Source organism: Bacillus sp. JJ1127 (assembly GCF_036965845.1).
Taxonomy (GTDB): Bacteria; Bacillota; Bacilli; order Bacillales; family Bacillaceae_G; genus Bacillus_A.
Map to the genome: position 1 here is coordinate 1 of NZ_JBALQK010000070.1, position 12,747 is coordinate 12,747.

The 12,747-nt window shown below is 34.8% G+C and carries 11 protein-coding genes and 1 riboswitch; of the genes, 4 read left to right on the plus strand and 7 right to left on the minus strand.

All coding sequences use genetic code 11. The features are described from left to right. From V7183_RS08830 to rlmD, 6 genes are all read right to left on the minus strand, one after another. Positions 1-1,136: RNA-directed DNA polymerase (locus tag V7183_RS08830; RefSeq protein WP_335359237.1), on the minus strand; the 1,136-nt coding region annotated here is incomplete at its 3' end. Positions 1,137-1,164: 28 nt separating this feature from the next. Beyond that, on the minus strand, positions 1,165-2,265 hold the full coding sequence (locus V7183_RS08835) for a hypothetical protein (RefSeq protein ID WP_335359238.1): 1,101 nt from the start codon (positions 2,263-2,265) through the stop codon (positions 1,165-1,167). Between the two features lie 508 nt (positions 2,266-2,773). Beyond that, positions 2,774-3,481, minus strand: a complete 708-nt coding sequence (locus V7183_RS08840) for a M48 family metallopeptidase (RefSeq protein ID WP_097894961.1) — start codon at positions 3,479-3,481, stop codon at positions 2,774-2,776. Positions 3,482-3,602: 121 nt separating this feature from the next. After that, complete coding sequence (locus V7183_RS08845; RefSeq protein WP_335359239.1) at positions 3,603-4,121, minus strand: DUF1456 family protein; 519 nt, start codon at positions 4,119-4,121, stop codon at positions 3,603-3,605. A 429-nt stretch (positions 4,122-4,550) separates the two neighbouring features. Continuing rightward, a complete protein-coding gene (locus V7183_RS08850; RefSeq protein WP_335359240.1) occupies positions 4,551-5,540 on the minus strand; it encodes a tRNA dihydrouridine synthase in 990 nt (329 codons plus the stop codon). Between the two features lie 412 nt (positions 5,541-5,952). After that, positions 5,953-7,329 carry a 23S rRNA (uracil(1939)-C(5))-methyltransferase RlmD gene (gene rlmD / locus V7183_RS08855; RefSeq protein WP_335359241.1) on the minus strand — a complete coding sequence of 459 codons (1,377 nt, stop codon included), beginning with the start codon at positions 7,327-7,329 and terminating at the stop codon, positions 5,953-5,955. 120 nt (positions 7,330-7,449) lie between these two features. After that, positions 7,450-7,551, plus strand: a riboswitch (purine riboswitch). 397 nt (positions 7,552-7,948) lie between these two features. On the opposite strand from rlmD, the gene V7183_RS08860 reads away from it, so the two are divergent. The 4 genes from V7183_RS08860 (at position 7,949) to V7183_RS08875 (ending at position 12,268) form a co-directional block, all read left to right on the plus strand. Beyond that, the gene (locus V7183_RS08860) at positions 7,949-9,145 is read left to right on the plus strand and encodes a NupC/NupG family nucleoside CNT transporter (RefSeq protein ID WP_335359242.1); all 1,197 of its coding nucleotides are present in this window, start codon (positions 7,949-7,951) and stop codon (positions 9,143-9,145) included. Between the two features lie 149 nt (positions 9,146-9,294). Then, on the plus strand, positions 9,295-9,468 hold the full coding sequence (locus tag V7183_RS08865) for a hypothetical protein (protein ID WP_335359243.1): 174 nt from the start codon (positions 9,295-9,297) through the stop codon (positions 9,466-9,468). Between the two features lie 174 nt (positions 9,469-9,642). Further along, positions 9,643-10,728 (plus strand): polysaccharide deacetylase family protein, encoded by a 1,086-nt coding sequence (locus V7183_RS08870; protein WP_335359244.1) that lies wholly within the window; start codon positions 9,643-9,645, stop codon positions 10,726-10,728. A gap of 310 nt (positions 10,729-11,038) precedes the next feature. Next, positions 11,039-12,268 (plus strand): aminopeptidase, encoded by a 1,230-nt coding sequence (locus tag V7183_RS08875; RefSeq protein WP_335359245.1) that lies wholly within the window; start codon positions 11,039-11,041, stop codon positions 12,266-12,268. Between the two features lie 55 nt (positions 12,269-12,323). On the opposite strand, the gene V7183_RS08880 is transcribed toward V7183_RS08875, so the two are convergent. Then, the gene (locus tag V7183_RS08880; RefSeq protein ID WP_097894927.1) at positions 12,324-12,647 is read right to left on the minus strand and encodes a DMT family transporter; all 324 of its coding nucleotides are present in this window, start codon (positions 12,645-12,647) and stop codon (positions 12,324-12,326) included. Positions 12,648-12,747 lie beyond the last annotated feature (100 nt).

Consider the following 12,747-nt stretch of genomic DNA (forward strand, 5'->3'; position numbering starts at 1 on the left):
TCATAATCCAATGGATAACCCCTATATTTATATCCTTCAATAGTCTCAAAAACCGTAGGTATTATTGATGAATCTACTAGAATAGATTGTAATAATAACGATTCAAATATATCCCAATTCTCTCTAAAAATCACAACATTCCTCAATGCTTTTACTGCATAGTTCAATATTCCCTTTTCATCTGATTGTATCTTAAATTTAAAAGCTGTACTAAAGTATTCTTTTATATCAGTATGCTGCAGATTAATTGATTTCATCCTATCCTTTTTATTCCGTCTGAATTCATACTTTTTAAAGTAGTACAACCACTCAGGTTCCAAAACTTGTGGTATTTTAATAACTCTAGTCTTTGCATTATTTAAATCTAATCCATAATTTTTTAGGATTTTGTTTAAGATATTTAGAGCCCTTTCAGCTTCTTCTGATGAACTAAAATAATATTCCATATCATCCGTATACCTAAAACCTACTAGACCAACACCATATTCTTTTCTGAATTCATCATCAATTGTTGTACCTACTATCTCCTGTATAATTAAGGATACAACTGGACCAATTGGTATACCTACAGTTTGTCCATCCTGCAGATTTCTTACTAATCTATCAATTATATTACCGAAGTAGCCGTCATCTCTTTGATTTGCTTTTGCAACTTCTTTAGTGTGTAATGCCCACGGAATAGAATGAGTGTAAATACTTGGATAATACCTTGTAATATCGGCTTGTAATATATATCTTTTTGAAACAAGATTATGTATCCTTCTATTAATCTTCTCAGACATTTTATATTTAGGTGTTATGCCCTCTTCAGAAATGTGTGGAGTGGTTAATGAAAACTGTGACTTCGAAAAATGCGCATCCAGATCCATCCAATTCTCTTCAATTAATCGAGCCAACAATATATAATGTAGCGGGTGTGGAACTGAAAGAATTCTTCGGAAGTTATCTGTTTTAGGTATTGAAAAATCTATTAGTTTACACCATTTATTTAAACCTTCCTTAGATAGTCTTGATTTTGTTAAATCGAGTACATCTATATACTTACTTAAAATAGTAGATTTAAATTCACCTGGTATCTGACTTGCAAAATACCCCGTGGATACTATTTTTCTTGCAATTTCTTTTTCTCCTGACATATTATCACTTCCATAATAAAGGTCTCTTTCATTCAAATGGAATAAGTTCTTCTAATTCTTCCTTAATTTTCAACAATTGCTTGGGAAGTTCATAATCTAAATTACTTTTATTTTTTAAAAATCTAATTGGCCCGCTGTTCTTTTGCCGTGAAATAAGGTCTTTTTCTAGCGTATTAAGCTCTTTAATGTAGCGTTCATCAAAATTAGTTTCTGATAAATCAAATTCTGCTAATGCAGGCATTTTATCTGTACCTTTAAAAAACATACGCAATGTATACCTTTTCATTATCTCGTTAATTGCTTCATCATTCGTTACAAATATTGGTATTTTATTGTTAGTTTTGATTTCTTGACAAACATCTATAACCCAAGCTAAATCGAGAGCAGCATTCCAGATTCCTCTTATATACGACTCCCTTTTAGAAATGTTTTTCTTTTTAGTAATATGAATTAGCTTTGTAATATTCCTTCCACTTTTTAATTTTAGTCCACCAAAACAAAGTATAGCCGTGCCCCAATGAACTAAACTGATAATATCAACCTTGTTTATCATAAAATCGTAATACTCTTTTAATTTTTCAAAATTACTTTTACTGTTATCACTAATTAATTGCTTAATTTTAAGAGTGTTAACATAAGATAGTATTAAATTTGATGATGTTTCTGGAATATCAACTATATCTACTATTGGTTGCAAAACTTCCTTCATATAATTAAAATCATTACTTGAGATAAATGGCCCAGAAGGAAAAAAAACTTCCTTAATAGGTAAATCTTCAAGCAAGTATTGAGCCTTATCAACTCTACGAATGAATTTATCTGTGTTTAAAGTATAATCACCTAAAATATCTCTGCAATTTTCATTCAATGCATTACTAATGCTAAATTCCAGTTTCTTATCCCTTATACACTTAATCATGTCAAAGAAATCTGTTAATAATTCTTGATTATTGTTATTATTCCAATTACTAATCGTTCCTATTGGGTCATCAAAGTAATCTTCTAAATATATACTTACGTTAGAATCCATAATCAATTTATAATCTTCCGATTCCTTTTCTCTCAAGAAATCTTCTAAGCTGATAAAGCTAATCATTTTAGAAGCAGGGGATGAATACATTAAATGCATAAACTTCTCTCCTTTTTTATACATGACAATCCCTTATTTTACCATCATTGTAGTTTATCGTCAATTCAACAACCTAAACTTCACAGACTTTATTCTTACTTAAGTAAACAGATATATATTGCTAAAAGGTGTATATTTTTAGCAATATCAAAAAATCTGATGAATACAATTTTTATTCTTAAAAGCCTGTATACGTCAGCTTTTTATTAGTTTTAACCAGACATATTTTAGGGTGCTGAATGAAGAGAAATCTTCATCACTATATAAAAAACTCATTTATTTATGGGACGGTTCACCGTAACTAATTCTAAATAAAAATAAGACCCCATCTATATCTCGATAAGGCCTGTTGTTCACTACCTTTCCTTAAGAATAGTGCATCTACATGCGCTACGTGTCCAGAGTGTATGCGGCAATACATGGGATGTTTGTGAGTTCAGTTATAAGAAAAGGAGCAATTATAAACTAAAACTGTAGTGCAATAATAATCGCTCCAACGATATCACTACTAAACAGTCATTTTCCAGCTTGATAACGCTAACCAATCTTCCATTTCCTTATAATCAGGCATTATCTTCCCAACAAGGCGCCAAAAGGATCGATCATGATTTAAATGGACCATATGGCACATTTCATGAACGACTACATAGTCGATTACCCTCGGCGGTGCCATTGCCAGCTTCCAATTGAATGTTAGCTGTAAATTTGAATCACAAGTTCCCCAAGTACGACTACTATCTGTAATACGAATGGAACGTGGCTTTGTTTTAAAGTTGCTTTGATGTACTTTAATACTCTTCTCCACTAACGCCTTACACTGTTTATAGTAAAATCTCTTTAAGGCTTGTTGTATTTTCTCATCCTTAAGCTCTTTCACATAAATATGTAGCTTATCCCCTTCAAAAACTGCATTGTCTTGCTCAATGCTTGTATCTTGAGAAATCTGTATCGGATACGTGCTTCCTAAATACAGAAATCCCTCTCCTTGATCATAAGCCTTTTCCTGTGGCCCACGCATTCTCTCCTGCATTTCCTTACGTGTTTTCTGAATCCAATCCCATTTCTCTTCTAACAACTGGATTATATATTCAACAGGCGTCCCTTTCGGAGCTTGCACTTCCACATTCCCGTAAGAATCTACATAAAGACGTACTGATTTTTTCTTCTTATAAGTTATATGAAAATTAATTGTCTCACCTAAATATGTATGTATCATTTCATCACCTAGCGTATTTGTTCTTGTTATTTTTACAAATAAAAAAGAGTAGGCTACAGACGTCCTACTCTACCTATTATATCATTTACTGTTTCAACATAAATGTTACAACTCTTATTCCTTATCCTCTATACTTTACAGCTAATCCCTTTACGAAATTCCTTGCGTATCTATCGCCGCACTCTTTGTAATTCTTATGGCCTTTCTTTCTTAATAAAGCGCCTAGTTCTCCTTTTGTCACCTTAACTCCTACACTGTCTAATATATCAAGTACATCCTCACTCGTTAAAGATAGTGCTATTTTCATTTTCTTTAGAAGAAGGTTATTGGCACTCTCATTGCCCTGTAAAGGCATCGGTTGCCCTGGTTTCGGATCTTGCTTTCCTCTTTTTAAAGTAATAAATCCATTAAAAAATGACTCTAACATCATCATATCGCATGTTAGTACGTAATCATCTTCAATTACATCAGCATTTTCAGCTTCGTGCTGGGGGCTTTTCTTTATTTTTGTAAGCATATCAACTACTTCTTCTTTCGTTACTTCCATGCCACCAAGTTTAAAGATTTCCACCATATCTGTATCTTTTATATCCATAGCATATCTTACTCTCTTTAATATATCGTTGTTGCTCATTGCCATTGTTTTTCCTCCTGAAATGTTAAATATAGTAATGCTTTTAGCATGTATAAATTAATGTCGTTAAATTAATACTTTAACATTTTAAAGATAGGTTTTGTAGTCTTACCCGACCTTTTCTCCATCATTGTATCTATGGATCACGTGTTTGTTGTATGCCTATAAAAAGATTTCGCTCATAACATAACTAAAAGAAAAAACAGTGCTTTGATTTCTCAAATACACTGTTCTTTTCCAGCTCTACGCTTATTCTAAACTCAGCCAAACCACACACTCCACATATCCAGAGTATAGGTACTGATGGTTTTATTACATTCTTAAGACCTTCTTCTTTCAGAAAACAGACTTTCTCAAAACAAAAGTTGTCGGCTAACTGAACAAAATAAATACACATAAATTGATGTAATTCATTTCCCTCTAACTTTTGGAGAGTTACATCATTTCACTATCACCGGTCTCATCAACACTCTTTTCAAATTTATCAAGCAATGCACGCACTTCATCTGTTGTTTTCGTGTTCATCAATTGATTTCTTAATTCAGCAGCTCCATGGAATCCTTTTACATAAATTTTGAAAAAGCGATGAAGCCCTGTGATTGAACGTGGTAGTACTTCCGCATATTGATCTTGAAGATCAAGCTGTAGTCTTAAAAGATTAAGATGTTCTTTACTGCTATGCTCTTTTGGCTCTTTTTCAAAAGCAAATGGATTTTTAAAAATACCTCGCCCGATCATAACGCCATCAATACCATATTGTTCAGCAAGCTGCAGCCCCGTTTGACGGTCAGGAATGTCTCCATTGATTGTTAGTAGCGTATTTGGTGCGATACGGTCACGTAATTTTTTGATTTCCGGAATTAGCTCCCAATGCGCATCTACTTGGCTCATTTCTTCTCTTGTACGTAAATGAATAGAAAGGTTCGCAATATCCTGTTTTAAAATATGCGTTAGCCACTCCTTCCACTCATTTAACTCTTTAAAGCCAAGTCGTGTTTTCACGCTGACAGGCAGTCCACCCGCTTTTGCTGCTTGAATAAGTTCTGCCGCAACGTCTGGACGCAGAATAAGGCCACTACCTTTCCCTCTCGATGCCACATTCGGTACAGGGCAACCCATATTAATATCGATGCCTTTAAACCCTAGCTCTGCCATGCCAATACTCATTTGACGGAAATATTCGGGATTATCCCCCCAAATATGTGCCACCAGTGGCTGTTCATCTTCTGTAAAAATCAAACGGCCACGCACACTTTTCATACCCTCTGGATGACAATAGCTATCCGAGTTTGTAAACTCTGTGAAAAATACATCCGGTCGACCGGCTTCACTTACTACGTGACGAAAAACAACATCTGTCACATCTTCCATTGGTGCAAGTACAAAAAATGGTCGTGGTAAATCACGCCAAAAATTATCTATCATTTCAAACTCAAATCCTCTCACTATGGATACAACTTCAAACTCTCGGTCAAAAAATATAAAGTGAAACTTTAATCAGTGGGGGTTTTCTTCATCCCCACTGATTATTAGTTGAACCAATCGGGCTTTTACGGGCAGTTTATCTCCCACCTAACTTCTTTGCTTCCGCCGAAATTTGAGGTGGGAGTATTACTGCCCGTTAATGCGGGATAAAGCCCAATGTTCCACTTCTTTTACACTTATATCATGCTTAATAACTTATTATCAAACACAAGTATATTTGGACATTTATAATTTGTGAAAAACTATTGTGAAAATCGGCAATGTTTATTTTAACTAAAATTGCTCCTGAATGGTATTTTTATAAACAAAAAAGCAGATGGCATAGATTTTTTCTATATCAACTGCTTTTCTATTATACCAACTCCAACCACGCGACCGTTTCACAATGAGTAGTATGCGGGAACATATCAACAGGCTGAACCTCCTGCGTCTTATATCCGCCTTCTTCTAGTACTTTCAAATCACGAGCAAGTGTCGCCGGGTTACATGATACATACACAACACGCTTTGGCTTCATATCAATGATCGTGTTTAATAATGCTTCGTCACAACCTTTACGCGGCGGGTCGACGACGATTGTATCGGCGATTATGCCTTCTTTGTACCAGTTTGGAATGACTACTTCTGCTTCTCCTACTGCAAATTCAGCGTTTGTCATGTTGTTGAGTTCCGCATTTCTGTTTGCGTCTTCGATTGCTTCTGGAACGATTTCAACGCCGTATACTTTCTTTGCCTTTTGCGCTAGGAATAACGAGATTGATCCGATTCCGCAGTATGCATCGATGACTGTTTCGTTTCCATTTAGTTTTGCGTATTCTAACGCTTTGTCATACAGTACTTTCGTTTGTTCTGGGTTTACTTGATAGAAAGAACGTGCTGAGATGGCAAATTTAATCTCACCGATAAAGTCATAAATATATTCTGATCCGTATAGGACTGTTGTTTTGTCTCCAAAGATTACATTTGTACGTTTTGTATTTACGTTTTGAATAATTGATTTTACATTCGGGAACTTCGCTGTAATTTCTTCGATGATCGCCTCTTTGTTTGGAAGTTCTGCCGTACGTGTAATGAAGACAAGCATAATTTCCCCTGTTACTTGTCCGTACCTAGCCATTACATGACGAAGCGTTCCTTTATGGCGTTCTTCGTTGTACGCTGTGATCCCATGTTTTTCACAAATACGTTTTACTTCTTGAATTAATGTATCGTTTTCTTCAGCTTGAATTAAGCATGTCTCCATATTAATGATGTCATGCGTTCCTTGGCGGTAGAAACCTGCTACAAGTCCGCCTTCACGTTCTCCAATTGGTACTTGTGCTTTGTTTCTGTATACCCATGGATTTTTCATGCCAAGAACAGGGTGAACAGGTACATCAGAAAGTCCACCGATGCGCTGCATAACGTCACGTACTTGTTTTTCCTTCGCTTTTAGCTGTCCTTCATATGTTAAGTGCTGAAGCTGACAACCTCCACATTGGTTGTAAACTGGACATTCTGCATCTTTGCGATATGGGCTTTCTGTATGAAGCTTCATTAAACGGCCAAATGCGAAATTCTTCTTTACTTTAATAATTTTGATTTGTGCTTCTTCACCTGGTAATCCGTTTTTCACGAAAATAGGATATCCTTTTACTTTCGCAACACCGGCACCGTCATGTGTTAAATCTTCAAATACTACATCTATAAACTCGTTTTTTTCAACTGGTGGCGTCATTTTATTACTCATTTTCCGACCTCTCTTTTTCATAACACTGCGTTACATTTTACCATACTCCCTCGCTCTTTAGCCATTGGAAGAAAAAATCTATTGACGACAATTCTTTATTAATGTTACGCTACTACTAATTAAATACGGACGATGTTACCTCATATATACTTGATAATATGGATCGAGAGTTTCTACCCGGCAACCGAAAATTGCTGGACTATGGGGAAAACTAATAAATATTAGCTTGTTTGTGTATACGAAGACTCATATGGATTAGCTTTCTCTCATAGATGAAAGTAAATCCATATGGGTCTTTTTTATTTTTCACTTTTCTAAAAGGTCAGACATCTTACGTATGACATGAAACCTCTTCTATTTTATTATATAAATCCATTTTGATTTTCAAGCGTATAATTCGCGGCTATGACGAACAAAAGGTGACCTGCTCTCGTTTTCTCTTTTTGGTTTCACTTGGCATGGGGCAAAAAAAGGATCTGACCGCTTCTATGTATGGCTAGATGCTCTCTCCCGCCTAAAAAGAAAGGGTTTATGCCGTTTTTTCAATTTGTATTTATATAGTTATATAACGAGCGTTTTATGTAAAAACTTTATACGAACTTCTGAAAGGGGCAACTACATGCAATATGTAATAAGTGTAATCGGCATTCTTGTCGTTTTAGGTTTATGTTTTGCTTTGTCAAACGATAAAAGTAAAATCAACTTCCGCGCAATTGCTATTATGATTGTTTTCCAAATTTTAATTGGTTGGTTTATGTTTAGCACAAAAATTGGTCAACAGATCATCATTTTCATTAGTAAAGTTTTCAACAAACTCATTAAACTTGGTACAACAGGTGTCGATTTTCTCTTTAATGGACTCCACAGAGACTTTGTCTTTTTCTTAAATGTATTATTAATTATTGTCTTTTTCTCAGCACTACTTTCTATTTTTAGTTATTTAGGTGTTTTACCATTCATCGTTCGCGTTGTCGGCGGTGTCATTTCTAAAATTACTGGTTTACCACGCGTTGAATCATTCCATGCGGTAAACTCTGTATTCTTTGGCTCAAGTGAAGCATTAATTGTTATTAAAAATGACTTACAGCATTTTAATAAAAACCGTATGTTCATTATTTGCTGTTCTGCTATGAGCTCCGTTTCAGCTTCTGTAACAGCATCTTACGTTATGATGTTAGATGCAAAATATGTACTAGCAGCATTGCCTCTGAACCTATTCTCTAGCTTAATCGTTTGTTCACTATTAACACCAGTTGATACAGTGAAAGAAGATGAAACAATCCAGAAATTTGATAGAAATCTATTTGGCGATAGCTTCATCGGTGCAATGATTAACGGTGCATTAGATGGTTTAAAAGTAGCTGGTATCGTTGCCGCTTTAATGATTGCCTTTATCGGGGTTATGGAAGTTGTAAACTATGTAATTAGTGCAGCTTCTGGTGCACTGGGACACGCTCTGACATTGCAACAAATCTTTGGTTATATTCTTGCCCCATTTGCATTCCTAATGGGTATTCCAGCACATGATATTATCCAAGCTGGTGGAATTATGGGAACAAAAATTACTCTAAATGAATTCGTGGCAATTCTTGATTTAAAAGAAATTGCAACAACATTATCTCCACGCACAGTTGGAATCGTTACTGTATTCTTAATTAGCTTCGCAAGTATTAGCCAAATCGGTGCAATCGTTGGTACAATCCGTGCTCTTTCTGAGAAACAAGGAAGCGTCGCATCTAAGTTTGGTTGGAAAATGCTATTTGCATCAACACTTGCTTCTATTTTATCCGCTACAATTGCTGGATTATTTATTTAATAACATGAAAATCTCCATCATACGATTTGTATGATGGAGATTTTTTTATTTTCCTCTCTTACTTTAAAATTAGCTTAATTCGCATTTCTAAATATACATAATATGTATTTTCGGTGTTATAATTTGTAAAAAATACATCGGAGGACTTTATGAAATTTCATGCTCTCGCTGATTTTTTACATGTATTAATTTTAAGTATGAAAAGCTATTATGTGTGGGGAATGCCTAGTTACGTATTTATCATTCCTTTTATTTTTGTATTAGGTTATATTATTATCGCTTCTAATAAGAATCGAAAAAGAAGATCCATTCGAAGCAGCTAATCCCTTTTTCACTATAACCAGTTCCCTCAAAAATCATATTCCCCTCATTTTCTCCAAATGATATGATGAACAAGGGTATATCATTACATATATTTGAAACGCCCCATCACTTTATAGCGGTGGGGATTTCACTGTAATAGCGCGCAACATAATACACAATAGAAGGTGATCGTTATGAGAAAATACGCAGCAATTGCTTTATGTACATCTGTGATTCTAGCAGGCTGTACTACGAGTAATGCCAGCCAAGAACCTAAAAAAGAGAAAAAGGTTCAAGAACAAGTAAAAAAACAAGCAGAGACTGTGCAACCACAAGGCAAAATTTCTTTTGATTCCATTACACATGAATCTACAAATACATCTATTCATATGACAGATGTAAAAGACTCTTTAACTGAAGTGCAATATAAAATTTGGCGTACTGCAGATGGAAAAGAAAGTGCAAAATCTTTTTCATCTAAAGAAAAGGACAAGCAGTTTACAATTCCTTTTGATGTAAAGGAATTTGAAGGAAAACGCGGTGAATATCAAATTGAAGCATCCGGTGTAAAAGAAGATGGAAAGAGTATTCCGCTCACAAAATCTACTATTACATTCCAGCAGCATGTTCCTATTCTCATGTATCACGCCATTGATGATTATCATGGGCAAGGAATTAAAGACTTATTTGTATCTCCTGCCAACTTTGAAGCACAAATGAAGTACTTAAAAGAAAACGGTTATACATTACTAACGTTTGAACGTTGGAATGATATAAATAAAGTCAATAAACCTATTTTTGTTACGTTTGATGATGGCATGAAAAATAATATGAATGCATTCCGCGTTTTACAAAAGTTAAAAGATGATACATTTAAACCAACCGCAACCGAGTACATGATTGTTGATAACGTTGATGTAGAAGGTGCTTTATCCTCTGCAGAAATAAAAGAGATGGTTGACTCTGGTATCTTCTCTGTACAATCTCATACTGCAACACATGCTGATTTACCGAAAATCACAAACTATGAAGGAGAGTTAAAAGGATCCAAAGAAAAACTAGAAAAGATTACAGGAAAGCCTGTTATTGCTATTGCATATCCATTTGGGCATGTCGATGATAAAGTCGTAGCAGAAACGAAAAAATATTATCAATTTGCAACGACAACAAAACCAGGGCAATTCATTACGAAAGGCGAACCTGATGAGCTTTTAAAAATGAAACGCGTTCGTATACATAACACTACTACAGTTGAACAATTTGCATCTTCCATTAAATAAGTAAAAATAGAACTTAATATCATAAAAAAATGAGTACGATACTTTGAGCATCGTACTCATTTTTACAATAAAGGTTAAAAATATGGCACACTTTCAGCATACAAATGAAGAGATTCTTTTTATTATTATTCCATTAAATTGTTATAGTCTCACCAACCTAATCATGCTACTAAATCGATTACCCTTTGTTGTAACAAATAGGCGAAGAAACAAAGGATCGGGATTAATGTAACCTAGACTCTATTTATATTTTTTGAATTTTCTTGTATTATATGAAATAAGAACTTTTTTTAATAAAGGAGATTATCATATGTCATTTGAAAAAACGTTAGAAAAATATGCTGCTCTTGCAGTTAATGTCGGTGTTAATATTCAGCCTGGACAAACATTATCAATTAATGCACCGCTTGAAGCAGCTCCATTTGTACGCCTTGTTACAGAAAAAGCTTATAAATCTGGTGCAAAGCATGTATATGTCGATTGGAACGATGAAATATTAACTCGCTTGAAATTTGATTTAGCTCCCGAAGAAGCATTTGCTGAATTCCCTTCATGGAAAGCTCATGCACGTGAAGAATTAGCAAAAGAAGGCGCAGCCTTTATGTCTATTTATGCGGAAAACCCTGATTTATTAAAGGGTGTAGATGCAAAACGAATTGCAACTGCTCATAAAGTTGCTGGCGAAGCGATGAAAGTATACCGTGATTATGTACAAGCTGATAAAGTAAGCTGGTGTGTAATCTCTGTTCCTACAAAAGAATGGGCTGCAAAAGTATTCCCTGATGCAGCACCAGAACAACAAGAAGAAAAACTATGGGATGCAATTTTCCAAGCAACTCGTGCAAATCTAGAAAATCCTGTTGAAGCATGGAAAGAACATGATAAAACATTACATACAAAAGTAGACTACTTAAATGAAAAACATTATAAAGCCCTTCACTATACAGGTCCTGGAACAGATTTAACAATTGAACTTCCAGAAAAACATATATGGGCGGGCGCTGGTAGCTTAAACGAAAAGAATGTACCATTTATGGCTAACATTCCGACAGAAGAAGTCTTTACTATGCCATTAAAAACGGGTATAAATGGACAAGTATCAAGCACAAAACCATTGGTATTTGCAGGTAACATTATCGATAACTTTACACTGACATTCGAAAATGGACGCATTATTGACTATAAAGCTGATGTTGGTGAAGAAGCACTAAAACACTTAATAGAAACAGATGAAGGCTCACACTTCTTAGGAGAAGTTGCATTAGTACCTCATGATTCACCGATTTCCAATACAAACATTTTGTTCTATAATACGCTATTTGACGAAAACGCATCTTGCCATTTAGCAATTGGGAATGCTTATGCATTTAACTTAGTTGGCGGTAAAACAATGACAAAAGAAGAACTTGCAGAAAATGGGGCAAACGCTAGTATTACACACGAAGACTTTATGATCGGTTCCGCGGAACTTGATATTGATGGTATTACAGCTGATGGTACACATGAACCAATTTTCCGTAAAGGGAACTGGGCGTTTTAATAGACAATAAAAATTAGTGCAATCAAAAAAGCTATCTTCCTCAGAAGATAGCTTTTTACGATGCTGACGACACCTTCAATCCAATCACGCCTAGAACAATGAAAAGGATACAAAACGCTTGAAATAAGCTAATATGCTCCTTAAAAAAGTAGACGCTAATAATGGTAATAAGTAGTGTCCCTAAACCGGACCAGATTGCATACGCAATACTTAAATGAATCTTTTTAACAACTATGGCAAATACGCTAAAACAAATTCCGTAAAATACGAAAATTAGTACACTTGGAACCAATTTTGTTAAACCATTTGATAACTTCATTGCGACAGTTCCAGCAACTTCAAATATAATCGTTACAAGTAATAATAACCAATATACCATCTAGATCCCCTTATCTGTTAGCTTATAGAGATTCTAGTATACTATTTCTATTTCTTTCTAAACAAGATTGCACCTATATAAATCCATTTTAATTTTTCGA

What these genes read in the sequence shown, in the direction of transcription:
- V7183_RS08865 (WP_335359243.1), top strand. Translation starts at nt 9,295, where the DNA reads ATGAAATTTCATGCTCTCGCTGATTTTTTACATGTATTAATTTTAAGT.
- V7183_RS08870 (WP_335359244.1), top strand. Translation starts at nt 9,643, where the DNA reads ATGAGAAAATACGCAGCAATTGCTTTATGTACATCTGTGATTCTAGCA.
- V7183_RS08845 (WP_335359239.1), bottom strand. Translation starts at nt 4,121, where the DNA reads ATGGCAATGAGCAACAACGATATATTAAAGAGAGTAAGATATGCTATG.
- V7183_RS08880 (WP_097894927.1), bottom strand. Translation starts at nt 12,647, where the DNA reads ATGGTATATTGGTTATTATTACTTGTAACGATTATATTTGAAGTTGCT.
- V7183_RS08835 (WP_335359238.1), bottom strand. Translation starts at nt 2,265, where the DNA reads ATGCATTTAATGTATTCATCCCCTGCTTCTAAAATGATTAGCTTTATC.
- V7183_RS08875 (WP_335359245.1), top strand. Translation starts at nt 11,039, where the DNA reads ATGTCATTTGAAAAAACGTTAGAAAAATATGCTGCTCTTGCAGTTAAT.
- rlmD (WP_335359241.1), bottom strand. Translation starts at nt 7,329, where the DNA reads ATGAGTAATAAAATGACGCCACCAGTTGAAAAAAACGAGTTTATAGAT.
- V7183_RS08850 (WP_335359240.1), bottom strand. Translation starts at nt 5,540, where the DNA reads ATGATAGATAATTTTTGGCGTGATTTACCACGACCATTTTTTGTACTT.
- V7183_RS08860 (WP_335359242.1), top strand. Translation starts at nt 7,949, where the DNA reads ATGCAATATGTAATAAGTGTAATCGGCATTCTTGTCGTTTTAGGTTTA.
- V7183_RS08840 (WP_097894961.1), bottom strand. Translation starts at nt 3,481, where the DNA reads ATGATACATACATATTTAGGTGAGACAATTAATTTTCATATAACTTAT.